Source organism: Marinobacter nanhaiticus D15-8W, from assembly GCF_036511935.1.
Classification (GTDB): domain Bacteria; phylum Pseudomonadota; class Gammaproteobacteria; order Pseudomonadales; family Oleiphilaceae; genus Marinobacter_A; species Marinobacter_A nanhaiticus.
On record NZ_AP028878.1, the window covers coordinates 3,569,581 to 3,591,759 of the forward strand.

The window sequence follows — 22,179 nt, forward strand, 5'->3', positions numbered from 1 at the left end:
ATGGGAGTTGATATCGAGAAGCTGAAAGTGGATGAGAGCTTGTGGCCGGATGGGCAGAGGTTTGCCGTTATATCCCATGACGGGGTTTTCGTCGCGTGGACAAACACGAAGACGACTTGGCCTGATCCTGTATGGCATCTCATCCCCCGCCCCACCACAAAGCAGTGGGATGGGGAGTCAGATCCGGCTTATGGCCAGTTAGCGCAGACATCAGGTGGCCGATGCGTGGTTGTTGGGTATGACGCGATAAGAAAGCGGGTTGCCGTGCAGTGGTGCGACGGCGAACTTGGCGTCGTTGTCCTGCAGGCTGTTAAGCCAATCAAATCCGCCGCCGAGCGGGAGAAAGAAGAAACGATCAAACAGGCGCACGAGGTAAAGAGCGATCTGCCGCCAGTCGGTACCACGAATCGCAACAGCGACCTGTACATCGACAGCATCAACCCGCAGCCGCATGTCTGGGAAGTGGTGGCGCACAGGGGTGGCGAGGCTATCGTTTATATCCCGGCAGATGAGGATGACGAATCTGCGGCCGTAATGCTGACAGCCAAAGAGTTTAAGTCGGCTAAGGAAGATCGGGAGCGGGCGGCGACAATAGACGTTGCTATCGCATCGCTTGGCCAGCTTAACGCGAAGGTCGTAGATCATTGGGAAGTTCTAGGAACACTCTACGACGCCGGAATGCTACGCAAGCGGGAGGGGTGAAATGAGCGAACACCGCAAGAACCGCCAGCAACTACGCCGGAAAGAGATTGAAGCGATCCTACGCTCAGGCGCTTCGGTAAGCCAGGCGGCCAAGCGCGTTGGATGCAGTTACGAGTTCGCAAAGCTCGTCAAGGGGCAGATGGAGATAAGCAATGGGTGATGCAGCGAAGAAGGCAGAGCCGAACCTGAGCATGATGTGCGAAACCCTGAAGGCCATTCGGGAAGCCGCCGACAAGGCCTGTGACACGGCTCAGGAAGCAGGAGTAACCGGTGCGATCAACTGGGGCGACCTCGGATGCGTTGATGCTCGATTCTGCATTGATGAGGAAGGCAACGGCTCATTTGATGTGCTGATCGAGGAAGCGGCGCCGGGCAGTATCGACCTGATGCGCCATGTCAGCGAAGCGCTTGTTGATTTGAAGCTGGCCTGGCCGGTGGAAGTTAGAACGGAGTGGTAGCTATGAACCAACCAAAATGGGTGCTTGAGCGCCGCTTGACGGAGCTCACCGGTCTGACCAAGGATCAGATCAAGATCCGAAGGAAGCTTTGGGTTGAAGGCCGTCAGTATAGGAAGGCCACTGACGGATGCCTGTGGTACAACCTTGAGGAAATAGAACGGTGGGTAGAAAAGGGCTGGGCAGCTTAGAGGACGAGATCAGGAAGCACCCCGGCGTAGAGATCCACGGCAAGACGCTGCGCATCTGGTTCATGTACCAGGGCCAGCGCTGCCGGGAAACGCTCGGGGTTGATATTACCAAGGCGAACATCAAACAGGCGGCCCACAAGCGGGCGGCGATCCTTCACGACATCAAGCTCGGGGCTTTCGACTACGGCAGGTACTTCCCGAATTCGCCGCGGGCTCGCGCCTCGGAAGTCTCGAGATCGATCAAACTCTCGGACCTCAAAGAACGTTATTGGAACATCAAGGTCGCAGACATCACCCCAGGCACAGAACGGCGTTACGATGTGGCGCTGAGGAAATGTGTAGAGATTGTCGGCGAAGACCTCTACACCGATACGCTGATGCCAGAGGACGGCGACCGGCTGCGCTCGAAGTTGATTGCTACCCGAAGGCCGAGCACGGCCAACAACTACATGGCGACTTGGAACGGCCTGGCCGAGTGGGGAAAGAAGAATGGCTATCTGAAGTGCGACCTGTCCGTGGCGTTTTTCGACAAGGCAGGCCAGGAGCCTGACCCGCTTACCATCGATGAATTCAAGACGGTCATCAACAAGGGTTGCCTGCACCCCCAAGACGTGGCGCTGGTCACCTTGGCGGTGTACTCCGGTATCCGTCCAGGGGAGCTCTGTGCGCTTGCTCGAGAGGACGTAGACGGCAATCTCCTACACATTCGCCGGTCGATCACTGACAAGGGCGAGCTCAAGGTGACCAAGACCGGCCAGGAGCGCACCGTGATCTTGATGCCCCCGGCCAGGAAAGCCGTCGAATCGCTGCTCGAGCTCTGCAAGGATCAGGAAGCGCGGGAAGAAGCGGTGGCGATCAACAGACATGAATCCAGGCTCGAAACGCTGACACCGCTTGTGGTGCCGCTACAGGCCCGCCATGTGGCGATAAAGAATCGGCGCCTGATGCCGCAGTCGTGGACAACAAAGTGGATGAAGCTGGTTGCTCGAGCCGGCATCCGGTATCGTCGCGTGTACCAGACACGGCACACGTTCGCTTGCTGGAGCCTGACCGCTCACGGCAATATAGCGTTTATCGCGAACCAGCTCGGTCACAAGGACTATTCCATGCTGGTCAAAGTGTACGGCCGGTGGATGCCTTCGGAGTCTGAAAATGAAGCTGAATTCGTCTGGTCGCAGATGAAAAAAGCAGGTGCTTTTGCCCCACTGATGCCCCAAGAATCCGAGGAAGAATGACGAAAGCCGCTTCAGTCGCCGCTCACAGCGACATGACCAAGCACACGCCCATGATGCAGCAATACCTCAAGATCAAGGTGGAGCATCCGAACGAGTTGGTGTTCTACCGTATGGGGGATTTCTACGAGCTGTTCTACGACGACGCGAAGAAGGCGGCCGACCTGCTGGACATTACGTTGACCGCCCGCGGCCAGTCTGGCGGACAACCCATTCCCATGGCCGGTGTGCCCTACCATTCGGCGGAAAACTACATCGCCCGACTGGTGCGGGGTGGCCACTCCATCGCAATCTGCGAACAGATCGGCGATCCGGCAACCAGCAAGGGGCCTGTAGAGCGCAAGGTGGTGCGCATCGTCACGCCCGGCACCCTAAGTGACGAGGCCTTCCTGGAGGACCGGCGGGATAACCTGCTGGTATCCATCTGCAGTCAGCGCGAAACCTTCGGTATCGCCTGCCTCGATATTTCCAGCGGCCGTTTTTCGGTGTCCGAATTCGCGGGCATTGAATCACTGCAGGGCGAGCTGCAACGTCTTCGGCCCGCGGAAATACTGATCAGTGAAGACTTCCCGTACGCCGACCTGCTGGAAGAGTACACCGGTGTTCGCCGCCAGGGGCCCTGGCTGTTCGAGCGGGACTCCGCCCAGCGCATCATCACCCAGCAATTACAGGTGAGAGATCTCACCGGTTTCGGCTGTGAGGATCTGACCCTCGCCGTCTGCGCCGCCGGCTGCCTGCTCCAGTATGCCCGCGAAACCCAACGCACGGCCCTCCCCCATATCCGCAAATTGACTCGCGAGAGACGCGAGGATGGCGTGCTGCTGGACGCTACCAGTCGCCGCAACCTGGAGATCGATACCAACCTGGCCGGCGGCACCCATTACACCCTGGCCTGGGTCATGGATCGTACGGCGACAGCCATGGGCGGGCGCCTGGTGCGCCGCTGGCTGAATCGGCCGTTGCGCAATGTTGATATCGTGAAAGAGCGGCAAGCTGCGGTTGCCGCCTTGTTGGACGGTTTCCATTACGAGCCGCTGCATGACCTGCTCAAGTCCGTGGGCGATATCGAACGCATCCTTTCCCGGGTCGCCCTGCGCTCCGCGCGCCCCCGGGATCTGGCGCGCCTGCGCGACGCGTTCAACCTGTTGCCAGAGCTGCAAGACGTACTCGAACAGGTCGCGTCTGATCGCATCGCCACCCTATGTGAAACCGCCAGCACCTATCCGGAACTGGCCGACCTGTTGACCCGGGCGGTCGTCGACAATCCACCAGTTGTGATCCGTGATGGAGGGGTCATCGCCGAGGGTTACGATAGCGAGCTGGATGACCTGCGCAATATCAGCGAGAACGCCGGCCAGTTCCTGCTGGACGTGGAAACCCGCGAGAAGGAGCGCACCGGCATCAGTACCCTGAAAGTCGGCTACAACCGGGTCCACGGCTACTACATCGAGATTAGTCGCGCCCAATCCGACCAGGCACCAGTGGACTATATCCGCCGCCAGACCCTGAAGAATGCCGAACGGTTCATTACGCCGGAACTGAAGGAATTCGAGGACAAGGCGCTCAGCGCCAAGAGCCGCGCACTGGCTCGGGAAAAAGGGCTCTACGATGAATTACTGGAGACCCTGGCAGAACAACTGTCCCCGCTACAGGACACGGCCCAGGCCCTGGCCGAGCTGGATGTCCTCAGCAACTTCGCCGAGCGGGCAACCACCCTGCGGCTGAATCCGCCGGAGTTTTCCGACGAGCCGGGCCTGGATATCCAGTCGGGCCGTCATCCGGTGGTCGAGCAGTTGCTGGACGAGCCTTTCGTGCCCAACGACCTGCTGATCGACAATGAGCGGCGCATGCTGGTGATCACCGGCCCGAACATGGGGGGTAAGTCCACCTATATGCGCCAGGCGGCCCTTATTGCTCTCTTGGCCTACACCGGCAGTTTTGTACCCGCGGATCGGGCGATCCTGGGGCCGGTGGACCGTATCTTTACCCGTATGGGGTCCTCAGACGATATCGCAGGCGGGCGCTCCACCTTCATGGTGGAAATGACCGAGACCGCCAACATCCTGCATAACGCCACCGAATCCAGCCTGGTATTGATGGACGAGATCGGTCGCGGCACCAGCACCTTCGACGGTCTCTCCCTGGCCTGGGCGACCGCCGAGCAGCTGGCGCAGAATGTTCGTTGCTACACCCTGTTCGCCACCCATTATTTCGAGCTTACCCAACTGGCGGATCAGCTCAAGCACGCCGTCAACGTGCACCTGACGGCCACCGAACATGACGACAGCATCGTCTTCCTGCACAACGTTCACGAAGGTCCTGCCAGCCAGAGCTACGGCCTGCAGGTGGCCAAGTTGGCCGGTGTGCCGCAGGACGTGATCAACAACGCCAAGCATCAATTGCAGCGCCTGGAAGGCAGCGCAACGCCGGCCCCGACGGCACCCGCCACGAAACCAGCGGTCCATGAACCGCCCGCTTTCCAGGGGGATATGTTCGCCAGTTTTGAGCCAAGCGACGTGGAAAAAGCCCTGTCCGAGCTGGATATCGACGGCCTGACACCCCGGGACGCGCTCAATCGGCTTTATGAACTCAAGGAACTGTTAGCAGGTTCGTGACATACATAAGGTTATAATCAAAGAGCCTTGAGGCAGGCAGCGTGTACGCTTGCCAGTTGCTGGGGCGCTCCCTACAATACCGGCCTCGCACGATAAATATGTCCAGCCGAGGTCCCGAATAATGCGGACCCACCGATGCCTCTTGCGCATCGCAAGCTGGCGAATGGCGCGCTTCGGGCTCCGCCAACTGATGAGATTGACTGAGAAACCAGGGATACCAACATGACTTTTGTCGTCACTGACAACTGCATCAAATGCAAATACACCGACTGTGTGGAAGTCTGCCCTGTAGACTGCTTCTACGAAGGCCCTAACTTCCTGGTCATCGATCCGGACGAGTGCATCGACTGCGCCCTGTGTGAACCGGAGTGCCCGGCGGAAGCCATATTCTCGGAAGACGAGTTACCGCCCGGTCAGGAAAAGTATATCGAGATCAACGCCGAACTCGCTGGCAAGTGGGAAAACATCACCGAAAAGAAAGATCCCCTGCCGGACGCGGCCGAGTGGGACGGCAAGCCGGACAAGTTCCAGTATCTGGAAAAGTAGGCTGGCCTGAGCGTCTGATTAAAAAAGGGAGCACCGCAAGGTTGCTCCCTTTTTTGTGGGCATTGGCCAGAGGTTACGATCTTGTGTAGCCGACGCTTTGGCGGGTGTTGCAAAAGCTTGCGGCTTGAAGCCTCTCTCCCCTGGCGGGAGAGAGGTTTGGAGAGAGGGGGACGAGGCAAAGCCTCGCTCGAAGTCGGCTCTGGCAACGATGAGCGCCTGAGGGCGCTACCCCCTCTCCCCGGCCCTCTCCCGCGAGGGGTGAGGGAGTTTATGCCGGTACTTTTGAGATACGGCTACTTTTGCAACACCCTCTAAAGCGTCGGCTACATTGGCTCCCCTGGCAACTGTTTAAGGCTGTGTGACGGCCAACTTCGCCCCTATCGCCATAAACACCCCGCCGGTCAAACCATGAAGCACCCGTTTCGCCATGGGCTTAACACTCCACTGGCGGGACCGCACGATCATCATCGCTACCAGCGTTTGCCAGATCATCGCCAGGACAAAGTGAATGGCCGCCAAGGCGATGGATTGCGCAAATGCCGGGCCCGCGGGGTCGATGAATTGCGGCAGGAAGGCCATGTAGAACAGGGCTGTCTTGGGGTTGAGCACGTTGGACAACAAACCTTCCCGCAGGGATCGGCCCATGCGGTAGTCGCTCCGGCTGACCTTGGCCAGCAATGTTTGCTCGGCTACGTCCCTGCCCCTGGATGAGCGGAAGGCCTGTCGCAGACTGGCCACCCCCAGCCACACCAGATAGGCGGCGCCGACCCATTTAAGCAGCGTAAACGCCCAGGCGGTCTGGAGCAGGATCAGTGAGATGCCCACCGCCGACAAGGTGGCGTGAACGAACAGACCGCTGCAAATCCCGAGACTACTGACAACGCCATCCCGGAGACCGCCGCGCGCCGTGTTGCGCATAACCAGTAGCGTATCGACACCGGGCGTCACCGTGAGCAGGGAAATGGCCAGCAGATAGGCCCACAGGAGTTCAGCGCTGGGCATAAAGCAACCTCAGGATTCAGAGAGCACTTTCTTCACCGCTGACGACCGATAGAACGGCGCCAGCCGGCGACGCAACAGGGCCTCAAGATACCCCTGTTCACGCAGCAGATCGAGTGTCGGCTGGGCGAAAGTATCAACCTCGGCCATTACGACAGCCTGGTCGACACCGACATCACTCAGCAATTCGGTGAGCGGCACATCGCCGTACTTCTCGAACAGGCGGTTCACGACCACGGTATAGCAGCCTTCGAAGTAGGCAGTCTGACGGAATTCCAGCCAGAATTCGTAGCCCAGCACCACGAATTCCTGAAGCTCCAGTTCCCCCAGCCCGGATTGAAGGTCCGCCAAGGTGCGGTCCTCAACCCCGTTCCAGGCGGCCATGATGGTGTCGCGCAGCTCGTCGTCGGACAGCGCTTTCTGCAGGAACTGTTCGCTGCGGCGGATCAGCGCCGGCAGGTTGTCGCTGAGATAGGCCTTGATGCGCCGCTCGAAGGTTTCATCGAGCCCGGGCACGGCACGGTTGGCCACACGCTTACCGAACTTCATCATGGACCCCACACCCGGCACATTGCGGGATATCAGGTTGTCCTCGTAGAGATAGTTCACCAGACCGTGGTAGACGATGTTCGACACCAGTTCCTGGTAGACCGGGTGAGCCATCACTTCGCTGATCAGGCGCTCCCGGTGGTGACGCAGCTCCAGGAATTCCTCGACGAAGGCTGTGGCCTGTTCACGGCTGAGGATGTCCCGGAGACGGGTGTCGGACTGCACGCCGGCAGATAGCACTTCGCTGGCCATATCGCCGGCCAGTTCCGGAATTCCGCCATCCAGATCCATCTCTACCACCTGACGGCGGATGACACCCAGGATCTGATCCTCGCTGACCGCCTGGCGCAGGGTGACTTGCTCGGCAAGGCTGAACAGCTCCTTGACCTCGTTGGCGATAAACTTGCGTAACTTGGCGCCCTTGAGCGCCGCCAGCTCATGCTTGATATGCAGTTCCAGGAGCTGGTCTGGAACCACTGTTGCTTCCTTGGCCATGTTGGTTATCCGGTGGACGTGGGAAATATGCAGGCAGGTTAACATGGCGGCGCGGCCTTTCGGATTAGCCCGGAAGGCCGACAAGATCGGGAAATCAGGTCATGTTCCGCACAATCTCCTTGGCATTCATTTCAGGCAGGCGCTGAACACCATAGATACGTGGTAGCTCTGACCCGGCACCGTTCTCGACGAAGCAGGCTATTTGAAGATTAGGCCGTTTTGTTGGCCTTACCACCCAAATAGCCTGTATCAAGCTCCTCGAGACTGCGCTTGAGCAAGTCACGGTTGTCCTGCGCCCAGGGATGGAACCCGGTTTTAAGGTAGGCCAGGAAGTCCGGCAGGCACTTGCGGATCACACCCGGCTTGCCCCATAGGAAGTTGATGCCGTCGATCCAGGTGCGCAGGCTCCAGAGCTTGCCTTCCGCCTTCAGCATGCTGCAGGTGTTGAGGAACGTAAACTTGAAGAAGTTGTAGGTAACGAACAGGAACACGATCTTGCGTAGGCGTTCGTTGCCGATGCAGTGGCGGTAGACGTCAAAGGCGACGGCCTTGTGCTCGGTCTCCTCCACTGCGTGCCATCGCCAGAGCTCACGCATCTGCGGCGTGACGCCCTCCATCCACTCAGGATGCCCCAGGATCGCGTTGGCCATCACCGCTGTGTAGTGCTCGGCGGCGCAGGTACCTGCCAGTTGACGACTTGGCGGCAGGTTCCCGACCCATTTCATGTGCTTTTGAAAACGGGCGTCAATGGCATCGATATCGTAACCGCGGGCTTTCAGCGCCTCGTTATAGAGTCGGTGCTCCCGTCCATGCAGCGCTTCCTGACCGATAAACCCTCTCACTTCCTGTTGCAGTTTGGGATCGTCGATACGGTCGCGGTAGAGTCGCACCGAGTTGATGAATTGCTGCTCACCATCCGGGAACTGCAGTGATAGAGCATTGAAGAAAGCGGTTCGGAACAGGTTGTTGCCGTGCCAAAGGGTCCTCAATTCATCGCGGATGTCAAAGCTGACGTGGCGCGGCGCCACCTGGACACCTTCCGGCGTGGAGCTGATGGACATAAGGGCCTCCCATAGATTGGTCACCAAACTTCGTCTGGTGACCAGACATTATTGTTTTTGTGGTGGATCGCTTACTCTGACAGACTGTCAATTCGACGATCATAAAATTAAAGCGATCGCTTCAAACATGGAGCCTAGCATACGCCGTTGATCGGGATTTGCACAGCCACTGGCAAACTGCAGCGTGTCCGATCAGGCCAAGGGAACAAGTCACCTTTATCGGTATGCGCGTTGCGGTCTTCAAGGGACAAATGCAAAATCAACGACTAACAGAAAAAGGTCACATCGCGATGCATCGACTGCTGTTGCTCCCCCTCGCGCCCGCCCTGCTATTGGAAGGTCGATATGTGCGCAAGATCACACCTCGCCTGCCCGAGCCGCCGGGCGCGCGCTCCGGCGAAGCCGGCTCCGGGCCCGAACTTGAGTTGCTGATCGTCGGCGATTCGGCCGCGGCCGGTGTGGGCGCAGCCAGTCAGGACGAGGCGCTGTCAGGCCAGGTGGTGCAACGGCTGACCACGCATTACAGCGTGAAATGGCGGCTGGAAGCACTGACCGGTCGCAAGGTTGCAGACTATCTGCCACCCCACGACAGCGTGATGCCAGCATGCGCACCAGACGTGATCCTGGTATCACTGGGGGTAAACGACGTGACGTCTTCAATCTCGGCGAAGCGTTGGCTGACTCAGGTGCAGGCGCTCCTGGATCTGCTGCGTGAGCGCTATCACCCGAAGCTGATCCTGTTTACCGACGTACCGCCGATGGATCATTTCCCCGCGCTGCCGCAGCCTCTGCGCTGGTACCTGGGCTCCAGGGCGCGCAGTTTCAATAACGGGCTGGGCGGCCTGTTGCGGCACCAGCGGGATGTGCAGCGAGTCAGCGTGCTGTTCGAGAACGACCCGTCAATGATGGCCAGCGATGGTTTCCACCCGGGACCGGCGGGGTACCGGGTCTGGGCCAACCAGGCCTATACCCAGATCCGCGCCCGGTTCCCGGATTGAGGTGACGGTGCCCATTGACCGCTATTTGATGGCTTTAGCCGTATCGCGCAGCACAAACTTCTGGATCTTACCCGTGGAGGTTTTTGGCAGTTCCTGGAAGACCACGGTTTTCGGAACCTTATAGCCAGCCAGCCTTTCCCGGCAGAAGCGGATAATGTCTTCCTCGGACACATCCTCTGCGTCGGTCTTGAGCGTCACGAAGGCGCAAGGGGTTTCGCCCCACTTCTCGTCAGGACGCGCCACCACAGCGGCTTCCAGAACGGCCGGATGCCGATAGAGGGCATCTTCGACTTCAATCGTCGAGATGTTCTCCCCGCCGGAAATTATGATGTCCTTGAGCCGGTCCTTGATCTCCACGTAGCCATCTTCGTGACAGACGCCCAGGTCCCCGGTATGGAACCAGCCGCCACGGAAGGCGGCTTCAGTGGCCTTCGGATTCTTCAGGTAGCCCTTCATGATGGTATTGCCGCGCAGGAAAATCTCACCGATGGTCCTACCATCCTTCGGCACCGGCTCCATGCTCTCGGGATCGCCCACCATCATGCCTGCAAGCGTTGGGTAACGGACGCCCTGCCGGGCTTTCATGTCGGCACGTTCATCCAGGGGCAGGTCGTCCCAGCGGGATTTCCAGGCGCAGACCGTTACCGGGCCGTAGCTCTCCGTCAGCCCGTAAACGTGGGTGATTCGAATCCCCATTTCTTCCACGGCTCCGATAACCTTGGCCGGAGGCGCGGCGCCTGCGGTCATGGCATTCACCGGATGGCCGATCTCGATACGCTTGTCCTTGGGCACGTTGAGCAAGCCATTGAGCACGATCGGCGCACCGCATAAATGCGTGACACCATGCTCCTCGATCAGCCGCAGGATCTTTTCCGGGTCCACCTTGCGCAGACAGACGTGCGTGCCGGCGACCGCGGTGACTGTCCAGGGGAAACACCAACCGTTGCAGTGGAACATCGGCAAGGTCCACAGATAGACCGGATGCATGCCCATGGACCAGATTTCCGAGTTCCCCAGCGCGTTCAGAAAGGCGCCGCGGTGATGATAGACCACGCCTTTGGGATTGCCCGTTGTGCCGGACGTATAGTTCAGAGAAATCGCATCCCATTCGTCCTGGGGCGGCTGCCATTCGAACGCGGGATCTCCATCGGCAATGAAGTCTTCATAGTCCAGATCGCTGGTGGCCTGGCCTTCCCCATACTCCGGGTCGTTGACGTCGATGATGAGGGGTGGATTGTCGAGACGGGAGACCGCATCCTGGATAACCGGGCCGAATTCCCGGTCGACGATCAACACCTTCGCCTCACCATGCTTGAGCATGAATGAGATGGTCTCGGCGTCCAGGCGGATATTCAGGGCATTGAGCACGGCACCGATCATGGGGATGCCGAAATGGCACTCGAGCATGGCGGGAATATTGGGCAGCATCGCTGCCACCGTGTCGCCACGGCGGATACCCTTGTTGTGCAGGGCCGAAGCCAGGCGACAACAACGCTCGTAGGTCTGCTGCCAGGTGTAGCGGGCAGCGCCGTGGATCACGGCCGGATATTCGGGATAAACCCTCGCCGTACGGGCAATAAAGTCGACCGGCGACAGGTTATCGTAGTTGGCGTTTACGGGCCCTAGGCCCTCTTCGTAGATAGACGGCATGGGACGGGCTCCCCGACAAGAATGCGATTGGTTTTGTTAGTTCACTTAGCATAGAACCAAATGGGTCTATACGACCAATCCTGCGTGGGGTTCTGCCCTTCCCATTGGCCCCCGGCCTCAGGCCGCCCGACGCATCTGCGCGTCGACCAACTCTCCCAGGGTACGCACAGCCCGCTCGATCCGCTCGTTCCAGGGGTTTGCGCAGTTCAGCCGGATATAGTCTTCGTACTTATCCGTGGTCGAGAACATCCTGCCTGGGGCCACGTTGATGCCGTGTGTCCGGGCGTCCTGAAAGACCTGCGTACCGGACACCCGGTTGGGCAACTGGACCCAGAGCACAAATCCACCCATGGGCCGGCTGACGGCCGTGCCTTCGGGAAATTCCCGGGCAATGGCCGCACGCAGGCGACCCGTTGCTTCCCGGTAGCGCTGTCGGGCGGCACGCAGGTACCGGTCATAGCCGCCCTGCTCCAGGAAGTGGGCTACGGCGATCTGGGGAATGGATGCTGTGGCCAGGTTATTGAAGTATTTCTGCTGGCTCAGTTCGGCAAAGCGCTTGCCAGGTACGACCCAACCCAGCCGCAAACCCGGCGAAACGGTCTTGGAGAACGACGAGCAATAGATGACGTTGCCGGTCTCGTCGAAGGACTTTGCGGGCCGCGGACGCTCCCCCTCGTGAGGCAGGTCACCATAGATATCATCCTCGATCAGTGGCACGCCGGCCGTGTCCAGCAGGCGCACCAGGCGCTTCTTCTGCTCGTCCGGCATCTGCACCCCGAGCGGATTGCTGTGGTTCGCCACCACCACACACGCCTTGATCGGCCATTGTTCCAGGGCCAATTCCAACCCTTCCAGGCTCAGGCCTTCCAGCGGATGGGTGGGGATCTCCAGCGCCCGAAGCCCCACGACTTCCAATGCTTGCAGGATACCGGGGAAAGACGGCGACTCGACCGCGACAATATCGCCCGGCTGGGTCACCGCCCGCAGCGCCAGGATAATCGCCTCTTGGGCACCATTCGTTGCAATCACGTCTTCATGGGTCGTGACTACGCCCAGGTTGGTCATGCGCTGGGCGATCTGGCGACGGAAGATTTCCTTGCCGGGAAAGGCATAATCCAGGGTTTCCAGGCCCTGACGCGCGGCCCACAGGGTCGCGTGCTGGATCTGGCGTAACGGCAGGAAATCCGCATGGGGCACGGCTGGCCCGAACGGCACCATATGTTTACGTTCGACCGAGCACAGGTCGAGCGCCATATCTCGCGCGGTGACCGGAGCCGGCTTGGCCTTGGGGCGCTGCATCACCGGGACCGGCGCGTCCTGGCGCGGCATGCGGGCAAAATAGCCGCTGCGCTCGCGGGCTTCCAGGTAACCGCGGCTCTCCAGGGTCTGGTGGGCCTGGAGTACGGTGGAGATACTCACTCCGAATTGACGGCTAAGCACACGCACACCGGGCAATCGCTCGCCCTCGCGGTAGACGCCGTCATTGATGAGCTGTTGGATTTGGTCGGCAAGTTGCGCGTAGAGAATGGTCATGGTGTTTTCCTCCTCCATCCCTGGACTGGCCTTATGGTCTCGGGAAACCGGCTAGCTCCCTATCTTATCCTCCCAGAAATACCGTTTCTCCGGGCGGTACAGATACGCGGTTAAACAGGCAGTACAGATGCGAGAGGAAACACGCTGTACCGGTTCAATTATAGCTGAGCTGAATCTGTGATGGTTATGGGCGAGGACCCAGAATGGCTACATCGCTCACTCGATGAGGAGAAACGCCATGAATCCCCCGATCCGGTTCAAGCGGAACAACGCCTTAGGGCGTCCGCGTAACGACGTGCTAGACCTCTACAATAGCTGCGTTAAACCTGATGGCAAGCGTGCCGAAAGCGTCATCTGCCAATTGGCAGCCATGGGGTACCATGAATCCCATCCTGAGCCGGAGCATTGGGTGCTGAGCCGTGCCAGCGTGAAGGTCCATATCTACAGTGAGCAGGAATTATCGGCGTTTGCCATCCATGTCGGTGCCATGGCGGCCTCGCCCTGCGTAACACAACGCCCTATGGAGGACATATCATGACGACCGTCGCGTTAAACCAAGCCCTGCCCCTATACCAGGTGGATGCCTTTGCAACCCGTCCCTTCACCGGTAATCCCGCGGCAGTGATGCCGTTGGAGGAATGGCTGGAAGACGACCTGATGCAGGCCATCGCATTGGAGAACAACCTTTCCGAAACCGCCTTTTTTGTGCGCGAACCGGAACAGGCCGAGGATGACTTCCATATTCGTTGGTTTACGCCGGAAGTCGAGGTCCCTCTTTGCGGCCATGCAACCCTTGCTTCAGCCTGGGTCATCTTTAATAAATTGGGCTGGGGACAGGAACACGTCCGGTTTCGGTCAAAAAGTGGATCTCTCGGCGTACGTCAACTGGAGAATGGATGGCTGGAATTAGATTTCCCCAGGTTAGCCTTCGAGCCGAGGGAGACGCCCAAAGCTATTCTTGAGGGCATTCCGGAAGCCCCTGAAAACGCGTTCTACGTTGCCTCCGATACGAACTACATGCTTGTTTTCCAGAACGAGACCCAGGTCCGTTCGTTGCGACCGGACATGAAAGCGCTCAAGACATTGGGTAACCTGGGCGTCATCGTGACGGCGCCCGGCGATAACGGCGACTTTGTCAGCCGCTACTTCGCGCCAGGCGGCGGCATCGACGAAGACCCCGTGACGGGTTCGATCCACAGCATTCTTACCCCCTACTGGGCCGAGCGTCTGGGCAAGTCAAAACTTCAGGCCCACCAGGTGTCTTCCCGCGGCGGCGAACTGCGCTGCGAACTGCATGGAGATCGCGTCCACATTGCGGGCCAGGCGGTCCCCTTTATGGAAGGTCAGGTCAAACTCTGAAGGCGACTCAAACTCTAGAGGCGACCCCCGCGGCGGACGGATGAGGCTGCAACACGGCTGAGTCCGGACGCCGATCGTTCACCGGGCTTACCCCGAAATAGCGCTTATAGTCTCGGCTGAACTGGTGGACGCTGCGGTAGCCGGTTTCAGAAGCGGCCTGGTTGACGTTCAGGTCGTCGTGGCTGAGTAGCATGCGCGCCTTGAGCAGCCGCAGCCGCTTGACGTATTGCAGCGGAGAAGATTGCGTGATCTGCTTGAAATGCTGGTGAAAGGTCGACGGACTCATATTGGCTTCCCGTGCAAGGTCATCGACAGACAGCTCGCCGGTAAAATCCCGGTGCATCTGGGTCAGCACCCGTACAATACGGGAGTAATTGCCCTGGTTGAGGATCAGAGCCCGAAGCGCAGGCCCCTGCTCCCCCTTGAGCGCTTCGTAGATGACCTCACGTACACGCTGCCGGCCCACGATCCGCATGTCCTGTGGATCATGCAACGCCCTCAGCAGGCGGATGACCGCTTCGTGCATACTGCCGGTCATGGCGACGGAATCCATCGGCCTTGGCGCGTCCTGGCCCTCTTTGCGCGGTGCGGCGCCGCTCTCCACGACCAGTTCCCCCAATACCGCCGGATCGATTCGTACCGATAACCCGAGCAATGGCTCTTCAGCCGACGCGAAAGTCTCGCATTCGAACGGCAGGGGGAGCGTCTGCACCAGGTACTGCCCAGCGTTGTAGTGAATCTCGCGTTCGCCGAGATAGCCGATTTTCCGCCCTTGGGCAATGATGATCAGGCTCGGCTCGTAGAGGATCGGCGTGCGCCCCACCGCTTCGTTGCAGCAGATCAGCTTTACCCCGCTCAACGGCGTTTCGGAGAATCCGTCACAGGGATCCAAAGGCTGGATCAGCTCCTGCATGGCCGGCGATCTAAAGCTGTCAGTGTTCATGCCTTCTCCCGCAAGACGATAACTCATACCGTCATTATGCCTGTCTCAGAACGATTCGTATCAGCACAGGCGACGATTTCGGAGGAATGGGCAAAAACGATGAAGGATTGTTGATGGCCGATGCGGCGCTGAACTCCCAAACTGGCTTCACCAGCGGCAAACCCGTTGATATCGCGTTTTTACAGAGCGCGTTCTTAACTCACCGTTTTTGAAGACAGGCGTTTTTGAAGACAGAAGGGAGGTCACCCAACCAATGGCAAGCGCTAAGGGTTACGCAGCACAGAACGAAACCTCGGGCCTGGCTCCGATCAGCTTTGACCGCCGTACTCCGCGGCCCGACGATGTTTCCATCGAAATCGACTACTGTGGTGTCTGCCATACGGACATCCACTTCGTCCAAAACGACTGGGGCGTGACCGAATATCCCGTCGTACCGGGTCATGAGATCATAGGCCGCGTCACCGCTGTCGGCAGCGACGTCAAGAACTTCAAGGAAGGCGACGTCGTGGGCGTTGGCTGCATGGTCGATTCCTGCCGCTCGTGCAAGGCCTGCGAAGCCGGACTTGAGCAGTACTGTATCGAGGGTATGACGGCAACCTACAACGGCGAGGACCGTCACGACGGAACGATCACCTTCGGCGGCTACTCCGACAAGGTCGTCGTCAGCGAGCGGTTCGTGGTGAAGGTACCCGAGAAACTCGATCCAGCGGCTGCGGCGCCCATCCTCTGTGCAGGCATCACCACCTATTCACCGCTGCGTCACTATGGCGTGAAAGCCGGCGACAAGGTCGGCGTGATCGGCATGGGTGGTCTTGGCCATATGGGCGTGAAATTCGCCAAGGCCCTCGGCGCGGAAGTGACCATCTTCACCCGTTCCGAGAGCAAGGTCGGCGAGGCGAAGAAGCAGGGTGCGGATCACGTGGTCATTTCCACGGATGAGAGTCAGATGGAAGCCGCCGCGGAAAGCTTCGACTTCATGCTCGACACCGTTCCGGTCCAGCACGACCTCAACCCGTATCTCAATTGCCTGAAAGTCGACGGCACCCATGTCATCGTTGGCCTGCTGGAGCCGGTGGACCCCGCCCTGGAAGCCGGCAACCTGGTGTTCAAGCGTCGCGTGCTGGCAGGGTCATTGATCGGCGGTATGCCGGAAACCCAGGAGGTGCTGGATTTCTGTGCCGAGCACGACATCAGCTGCGATATCGAAATGCTCGACATGAAGAACATCAACACAGCGTACGAGCGCATGAAGAAAGGCGATGTGAAATACCGCTTCGTGATCGATATGAAGACATTGAAAGACGACTGAGCCCGTCGCCCGAAGCAGCCTGCCGCCGTCATTCGTTGGCGGTGGACAGGCTGGCCTCTCCCACCACCCGGTTGCGGCCGAGTGCCTTGGCCTTGTAGAGACAGCGGTCGGCGTTGCGCATGAGGTGATCAAAGACGGCGTCCAGGGGTTCCGCCCCTCGATCCCCGAACCACGTCGCGCAGCCGATGCTGACCGTGACCCAATCCATCGGTGAATGCTCATGTGGTACGGCGAGGTCGTACACTGCAGATCGAACCCTTTCAGCCATCTCAAGCGCTTCGGCTTCATCATGTCCCGGCAGCAGGATAGCAAACTCTTCACCGCCCAACCGCGCTGACAACTCGCCCGCGCGGGCACACTGCTGACGAAAAACCTCCGCCAGACGTACCAGGCAACGGTCCCCTTTGGAATGCCCGTATTGATCGTTGTAGGCCTTGAAGAAATCCACATCGATCATCAATACCGAAAGCGGTTCTCCGGTACGCTGGATACGCCGTCCCTCGGTGTCGCGAACCTCATTGAAATAGCGTCGGTTGGCGAGGCCGGTCAATGGGTCCGTGCGTGACAGTCGATAGAGTTCACGACGGCTATTCTCCAGTTCATGCTGGTTTTCCCAGCGCTCGATCACCTTGAACAGCACTTCGGCAGCCATACGTACCAACCGCTCTTCCAACGGCGTATAGGTGCGAGCCTTCGGCTCGTGGAAGGTCAGCAGGTAACGTTCGCTGTCCACCACACGGGTACACACCAGGCCGTGTGGTGACCAGGGCGTATCGCCCACGTACCAGCCCTGGGCCCAGGACAGGTTGTGTAGCACCCGGCTATCGGGAAAGGCACGTGTATCCGTCGAAACTGGCCAGCAATAACGCCACTCCCAGTCGCCCGCCTCATGGCAAACCGCAATGCCAACAGCCGAGGCCTCGATCAGTTTCCCGCAACGAGCGAGTGCATCGACCATTGCGCTGTGCTGCGATTCATAGGGGACATCAATCAGGCTGACCGACAGACGCGACAGGGACTCGAGCACTTCATTGATCTGCCGCATTTCCTGCGTCCGTTCGCGAACCCGCTCATCCAACATGTCCCGTTCGCGGGAAAGTGTTTTGACCGCCTGGTCACGCTCCTCGCTGAACCGCGCGATTCCATCTCTCAACGTGTTGAAACCATCCACCATCAGGTCGATCTCGTCTTCCCAATGGCGCTGCCTGCGACCCAGTTCAAGGGGTGGGTTGCGCCGCCCGGGTGTGAGCTGTCGGCTGTAATCGTCAATAGCGCGTAAAGGCCTGTTGAGTCCGGCAAATATAATGCGGTAAGTGATGAAGCTGACAACCAGCGCGAACAGGACAAACTCGATAAAACCCGGAACAATGGCGCTGACGATCTCGCGACGGATGTAGTCATTGTCATACCAGACCTGTAATTCGCCCAGTACCTCGCCAGGCTCCGTCGGGTGAGGTATCGGGAGACGAACATCCGGCCTACGATTGGCAACCTCCGGTCCCGCAGAAAACGCCATCCCGGTTGCGGCCTGGACTCGCGCTTCGGCGATCTCCGGATAAGCCGCCATCAGGTCTACCTGACGCTGCAGCGCGTTGGCTTCCAGATCCCATATTCCCACCATCAGCAAGGGCACGTGCCCCAGGGCGAAGGTTGAAGTCAGGGCCTCCACTCGCTGCTGTTCTTTCTGGTAGGTGTACCAGGAATGAGCCGCCCCGATCACCAGAGCAAGGACCGCCGCCGCAACGATAACGTTACGTAGCACAGTCCTGGCTATGGAATGGAATGGCCGGGTGACAACGCGCATTAAGGCTCCAGCAGCTGTCCGAATTCGAAGTTGTAACGCTTCAGGGATGGATTGAGGATCTTACTGAAACGGCTGAAATCCATATTCGGTACACCGTTACCGAACCGTTCCAGGTATTGCCTGGCCTTCGATGAGTCGAACAGGGTAAACATCGGGCGCTCAAGTTCGACACCTTCTTCGGCAAAATCTCGGCCGTGGTGATAATCGTAGAGCAGCACCAGTGACCAGCCACCCGCCATGAAGTGCCCACCGGCCAGGGCGGTCAAACGTCCATCGATTAGACTATTCATGGCTGCCGCCGACGAATTGATTCCCGAGAACAATACGTCCTCACCGGGCTTGCGCGAGCGCAGCGCGTCCATCGCGCCAAAGGCGATCAGGTCGCTTCCACTCCAGACCAGTCGAGCCTCCGGATACCTCACGTAGAGTTGCCGGGCCTTGAATTCGGCAACGTCCCGCCGCCAGTCGGCATGAACCATTTGGTCAAGCACCACATCACCGGCTTCGTCGATGGCTTGCATCAGACCTTCATTGCGGCGGACTGACGTGTCCGTTGAGCGATCTCCGGAAAGCGCAAGCATATGAATCTTTCCATCGGAAGCGGCCAGTCCTTTTTTCCACCCCGCTTCAATCAGCGTCTGGGCTGTAAGGTAACCCGCGTCTTCTGCCCGTGGCGTCAAGGAACCCAGCAGACGCGGTAGCTTTTTCCGTGGAGCGCCATAGAGTTCACGCTCCTCTGGCCTCAGCCCGCTGAACGCCAGGAAGACCGGAATATCGGCGGCGTCAGCCAATTTCATTTGTGCAGCAAATGTTCGCTTCTCCACCGAAAACAGCAGGTAGTCCGGCCGCAGATCTTTCGGACGGAGAGTCACTGCTTCGGTCAGCTCAATCTGTTGGATCAGGTCGCGATTGGCATAGAGGATTTCCAGCTCGATACCCAGACTTGACGCGACAGCACGCATCCCCTGGGCCGCATCCCGCCAATAGGGCTCATCTGCATGACCCGGATTGATAAAAGTGACGGAAAACGCCCAGGACACCACGGGGAACAGGCTAAGAAGTAATATCAGACCGGTGCGAAACACGGCAACATCCTGTAAGCAGTGCAAAAAATCGCCGCCGATTATAAAGTGCAACCGTCGCGCTCGCTATTTTCTGAAAGTTCAATTCACAAATGTTTATTGTTCAGGCGGCAGTTCCCGTACCCATATCTACCGAAACTGAGCTTGCGGGGCCATGCTTCATGAATGGGAAGCCGGAGGATCGACCTTCCAGGGAATAGGTGGAGGCATTAAACGCTCCCCCTCGTAGGCGGGCACGCTCCCAAAGCGATCACTACCCTGCTCCCACTCCCGTTGGGCTTGCGCGATCTCGCTCTTGCTGTAGCCGACGAAATTCCACCACATCAGGATCTCGTCCTCCACCGGCTCTCCGCCTAAAAGTATGGCGCGACCACCCGGCGGTGCGTGGAACTCGACATCACTGCGGCCCGTACCGAAATAGGCCAACTCGTTAGTGCGGAATGTTTCGCCGCCAATATCGAAGGTTCCTTCCAACGGCAGCAGACCGTACTCGTAATCCGTCCGGAGCGGAATGCGCATGGCCCCCCCGTTGCGATGGGCCAGGTCGATACCGATCAACGGCGAGAACGCGAGTGTGGGCGCATTATGGTCTCGGAAGTGGCCCATCAGTAGGGTCATATCGGCACCCTGCTCTTCCCACCTTGGCAGGTAGGGATAGTGGTCGAAGCGGGGCGCAGTCTCGCGGTCGGCATAAGGCAGGGCGATCCAGAGCTGGGCAGCATGGAGCTGCCCCGAAGCCTCCACCGATTCCTCCGTATGGCAGATGCCGTTACCGGCAGTCATCAGGTTGACCTCGCCGGGGCGGATCACCTGTTCGGAGCCCAGGCTGTCCCGGTGTAGCACTTCGCCGGCAATCATCCAGGTAAATGTCTGCAGGCCGATGTGTGGATGAGGTCCCACCCGCATGCCGCGCGAATTGCCACGAAAGACCACCGGACCGGCATGATCCAGGAAACACCAGGCGCCAATGGTGCGTCGCCCGCGGGTGGGCAGCGCCCGGGCCACTGGAATGCCGCCGACATCCGTCTTTCGCGCCTCCACGTGTTGGACCAGCCGTTTACCGCTGACGACCGGACAGTCCCGGGAAGACGAAAGCGAGGAATTCGAATCCGTATTGCTCATGACAACTCCTTTGCCGTGCGGCGCCATGGAGATACAAGCCCGAGAAGATACTGCCAGCTCCCATGTCCTTGATTATAACCACGTCCTTGATGCAAAAAGATATGCCGGAAAGACGTCGCCCGCCCAAAGCCGTATAATCCGCAGCCCAGAGAGTCGTCAACGCACAGAGAGTCGTCCACTCCTAGAGAGAGTCGTCAACTCCTGGAGAGCCATCAACCCCGACGGAAACGCATGCCTGCCAAATACGACGTCATCATCATCGGAGCCGGAGCGGCCGGGCTTATGTGTGCTGCCACTGCGGGCTATCGCGGACGTCGGGTGCTGGTCATCGATCACGCCAACAAAGCCGGCAAGAAGATCCTCATGTCCGGTGGCGGGCGCTGCAATTTCACCAACCTGAACAGTACGCCGGCCAACTTCCTGTCGGCCAATCCCCATTTCTGTATTTCCGCGCTCAAGCGCTACACACCCCAGCATTTCCTGGAGTTGGTGGAGCGCCATGGTATCGAGCATGAGGAAAAGGCTGCCGGACAGCTTTTCTGCCGGGAGAGCAGCAAGGACATCCTTAACCTGTTGCTCACCGAGTGCGAATGGGCCGGCGCCGAGGTTCGGCTCAAGACCAGCGTGACCGGCGTGCGCGAAACCACCGGCGGCTATGAGGTCAGAACCGGGGGCGGCGTGCTCGAGTGCGGCTCGCTGGTCGTCGCCTGTGGCGGTCTGTCGATACCCACCCTGGGCGCCACAGGCTTCGGTTACGAACTGGCCCGGCAGTTTGACCTGGAGGTTCTGCCCACGCGGGCAGGTCTGGTTCCCTTCACCCTGCATCCGGAACTGAAAGACCAGTTGGCGCCGCTGTCCGGTATCAGCTGCCCCGTGGACGTACACTGCAACAGTGAGCATTTCCGCGAACCCATGCTGGTCACCCATCGCGGGTTAAGCGGCCCGTCGATGCTGCAGATTTCAAGCTTCTGGCACCCGGGCGACGAACTGCAGATCGACCTGCTGCCAGGCGAAGACGCCAAGCAGGCCTTGATGCACCTGCGCAAGGACAAGCCCCAGTCCAGCGTCGGCCATTACCTGAACAATCATCTGCCCAAGCGCTTTGCCCAAGCTTTCAACGATCTACAAGGTTGGCAGGGACCGTTGCAGGGCTACAGGAACAGTGACATCGAACAGGTTGGCCAGACCCTCAACCGCTGGACTATTAAACCCGCTGGCACCGAAGGCTACCGAACGGCGGAGGTGACCCTCGGTGGCGTTGATACCCGTCAATTGTCATCGAAGACCATGGCCGTCAACGACCGCCCGAACCTGTTCTTCATCGGTGAAGTGGTGGATGTGACCGGGCACCTGGGTGGGCATAACTTCCAGTGGGCCTGGGCTTCGGGGATTGCGGCTGGGAACGAAGCTTGAAGGAAACGATAGCGTTGACTGCGCGCAATGGCGGCCGAAGGGGATGGATTTTATCACTTCCGCTGTAATGGTCGTCCGTCCCTTGCCAGCGTTGACGACCGGGTGTCCCTCTCCAGCGATA

Annotated in this window: 22 protein-coding genes; 13 read left to right on the top strand and 9 right to left on the bottom strand. The window is 59.2% G+C overall.

Annotated features, from left to right (window positions below):
• The 7 genes from RE428_RS15995 to fdxA all read left to right on the top strand — a co-directional run bounded on the left by RE428_RS15995 (position 1) and on the right by fdxA (position 5,741).
• A complete protein-coding gene (locus RE428_RS15995; RefSeq protein ID WP_004582934.1) occupies positions 1–702 on the top strand; it encodes a hypothetical protein in 702 nt (233 codons plus the stop codon).
• 1 nt (position 703) lies between these two features.
• Positions 704–862, top strand: coding sequence for a hypothetical protein (locus RE428_RS16000; protein WP_154660780.1), 159 nt, complete (start codon positions 704–706; stop codon positions 860–862).
• The gene (locus tag RE428_RS16005) at positions 855–1,160 is read left to right on the top strand and encodes a hypothetical protein (RefSeq protein ID WP_004582935.1); all 306 of its coding nucleotides are present in this window, start codon (positions 855–857) and stop codon (positions 1,158–1,160) included. Before RE428_RS16000 ends, RE428_RS16005 begins: the two co-directional genes overlap by 8 nt.
• A gap of 2 nt (positions 1,161–1,162) precedes the next feature.
• Positions 1,163–1,348 carry an excisionase family protein gene (gene xisR, locus RE428_RS16010; protein ID WP_004582936.1) on the top strand — a complete coding sequence of 62 codons (186 nt, stop codon included), beginning with the start codon at positions 1,163–1,165 and terminating at the stop codon, positions 1,346–1,348.
• Positions 1,321–2,583 (top strand): site-specific integrase, encoded by a 1,263-nt coding sequence (locus RE428_RS16015; protein ID WP_004582937.1) that lies wholly within the window; start codon positions 1,321–1,323, stop codon positions 2,581–2,583. Before xisR ends, RE428_RS16015 begins: the two co-directional genes overlap by 28 nt.
• The gene (gene mutS / locus RE428_RS16020; RefSeq protein WP_338381149.1) at positions 2,580–5,195 is read left to right on the top strand and encodes a DNA mismatch repair protein MutS; all 2,616 of its coding nucleotides are present in this window, start codon (positions 2,580–2,582) and stop codon (positions 5,193–5,195) included. The genes RE428_RS16015 and mutS overlap by 4 nt, the downstream gene beginning before the upstream one ends.
• 222 nt (positions 5,196–5,417) lie before the next feature.
• Positions 5,418–5,741 carry a ferredoxin FdxA gene (gene fdxA, locus RE428_RS16025; RefSeq protein ID WP_004582944.1) on the top strand — a complete coding sequence of 108 codons (324 nt, stop codon included), beginning with the start codon at positions 5,418–5,420 and terminating at the stop codon, positions 5,739–5,741.
• A gap of 348 nt (positions 5,742–6,089) precedes the next feature.
• Here fdxA and RE428_RS16030 read toward each other — a convergent pair whose 3' ends face one another.
• The 3 genes from RE428_RS16030 to RE428_RS16040 form a co-directional block, all read right to left on the bottom strand.
• A complete protein-coding gene (locus RE428_RS16030; protein ID WP_004582945.1) occupies positions 6,090–6,743 on the bottom strand; it encodes a LysE family translocator in 654 nt (217 codons plus the stop codon).
• A gap of 9 nt (positions 6,744–6,752) precedes the next feature.
• Positions 6,753–7,784 carry a hypothetical protein gene (locus RE428_RS16035; RefSeq protein ID WP_004582946.1) on the bottom strand — a complete coding sequence of 344 codons (1,032 nt, stop codon included), beginning with the start codon at positions 7,782–7,784 and terminating at the stop codon, positions 6,753–6,755.
• A gap of 209 nt (positions 7,785–7,993) precedes the next feature.
• On the bottom strand, positions 7,994–8,845 hold the full coding sequence (locus RE428_RS16040; RefSeq protein ID WP_004582947.1) for a metal-dependent hydrolase: 852 nt from the start codon (positions 8,843–8,845) through the stop codon (positions 7,994–7,996).
• A gap of 290 nt (positions 8,846–9,135) precedes the next feature.
• Between RE428_RS16040 and RE428_RS16045 the strand changes: the two genes are divergently transcribed.
• A complete protein-coding gene (locus RE428_RS16045) occupies positions 9,136–9,843 on the top strand; it encodes an SGNH/GDSL hydrolase family protein (RefSeq protein WP_040883774.1) in 708 nt (235 codons plus the stop codon).
• 21 nt (positions 9,844–9,864) lie between these two features.
• On the opposite strand, the gene RE428_RS16050 is transcribed toward RE428_RS16045, so the two are convergent.
• Together RE428_RS16050 and RE428_RS16055 are read right to left on the bottom strand one after the other, a co-directional pair.
• Complete coding sequence (locus RE428_RS16050) at positions 9,865–11,493, bottom strand: acyl-CoA synthetase (RefSeq protein ID WP_004582950.1); 1,629 nt, start codon at positions 11,491–11,493, stop codon at positions 9,865–9,867.
• 117 nt (positions 11,494–11,610) lie between these two features.
• Positions 11,611–13,026, bottom strand: a complete 1,416-nt coding sequence (locus tag RE428_RS16055) for an aminotransferase-like domain-containing protein (RefSeq protein ID WP_040883835.1) — start codon at positions 13,024–13,026, stop codon at positions 11,611–11,613.
• Positions 13,027–13,264: 238 nt separating this feature from the next.
• On the opposite strand from RE428_RS16055, the gene RE428_RS16060 reads away from it, so the two are divergent.
• Together RE428_RS16060 and RE428_RS16065 are read left to right on the top strand one after the other, a co-directional pair.
• Positions 13,265–13,564 (top strand): nucleotidyltransferase family protein, encoded by a 300-nt coding sequence (locus tag RE428_RS16060; RefSeq protein ID WP_004582952.1) that lies wholly within the window; start codon positions 13,265–13,267, stop codon positions 13,562–13,564.
• Positions 13,561–14,385: a PhzF family phenazine biosynthesis protein gene (locus RE428_RS16065; protein WP_004582953.1), complete on the top strand. Its 825-nt coding sequence runs from the start codon at positions 13,561–13,563 to the stop codon at positions 14,383–14,385. The genes RE428_RS16060 and RE428_RS16065 overlap by 4 nt, the downstream gene beginning before the upstream one ends.
• A gap of 7 nt (positions 14,386–14,392) precedes the next feature.
• On the opposite strand, the gene RE428_RS16070 is transcribed toward RE428_RS16065, so the two are convergent.
• Positions 14,393–15,328 carry an AraC family transcriptional regulator gene (locus RE428_RS16070; protein ID WP_004582954.1) on the bottom strand — a complete coding sequence of 312 codons (936 nt, stop codon included), beginning with the start codon at positions 15,326–15,328 and terminating at the stop codon, positions 14,393–14,395.
• 86 nt (positions 15,329–15,414) lie between these two features.
• Between RE428_RS16070 and RE428_RS16075 the strand changes: the two genes are divergently transcribed.
• Together RE428_RS16075 and RE428_RS16080 are read left to right on the top strand one after the other, a co-directional pair.
• The gene (locus RE428_RS16075) at positions 15,415–15,540 is read left to right on the top strand and encodes a hypothetical protein (RefSeq protein WP_264673122.1); all 126 of its coding nucleotides are present in this window, start codon (positions 15,415–15,417) and stop codon (positions 15,538–15,540) included.
• A 41-nt stretch (positions 15,541–15,581) separates the two neighbouring features.
• Complete coding sequence (locus RE428_RS16080; RefSeq protein ID WP_004582955.1) at positions 15,582–16,637, top strand: NAD(P)-dependent alcohol dehydrogenase; 1,056 nt, start codon at positions 15,582–15,584, stop codon at positions 16,635–16,637.
• A gap of 28 nt (positions 16,638–16,665) precedes the next feature.
• On the opposite strand, the gene RE428_RS16085 is transcribed toward RE428_RS16080, so the two are convergent.
• From RE428_RS16085 to RE428_RS16095, 3 genes are all read right to left on the bottom strand, one after another.
• A complete protein-coding gene (locus RE428_RS16085; protein ID WP_004582956.1) occupies positions 16,666–18,441 on the bottom strand; it encodes a sensor domain-containing diguanylate cyclase in 1,776 nt (591 codons plus the stop codon).
• Complete coding sequence (locus RE428_RS16090) at positions 18,441–19,526, bottom strand: ABC transporter substrate-binding protein (RefSeq protein ID WP_004582957.1); 1,086 nt, start codon at positions 19,524–19,526, stop codon at positions 18,441–18,443. Before RE428_RS16090 ends, RE428_RS16085 begins: the two co-directional genes overlap by 1 nt.
• 156 nt (positions 19,527–19,682) lie before the next feature.
• Positions 19,683–20,645, bottom strand: coding sequence for a pirin family protein (locus RE428_RS16095; protein ID WP_004582958.1), 963 nt, complete (start codon positions 20,643–20,645; stop codon positions 19,683–19,685).
• A 231-nt stretch (positions 20,646–20,876) separates the two neighbouring features.
• On the opposite strand from RE428_RS16095, the gene RE428_RS16100 reads away from it, so the two are divergent.
• On the top strand, positions 20,877–22,058 hold the full coding sequence (locus RE428_RS16100) for a BaiN/RdsA family NAD(P)/FAD-dependent oxidoreductase (protein WP_004582959.1): 1,182 nt from the start codon (positions 20,877–20,879) through the stop codon (positions 22,056–22,058).
• The last annotated feature ends 121 nt before the right edge of the window (positions 22,059–22,179 follow it).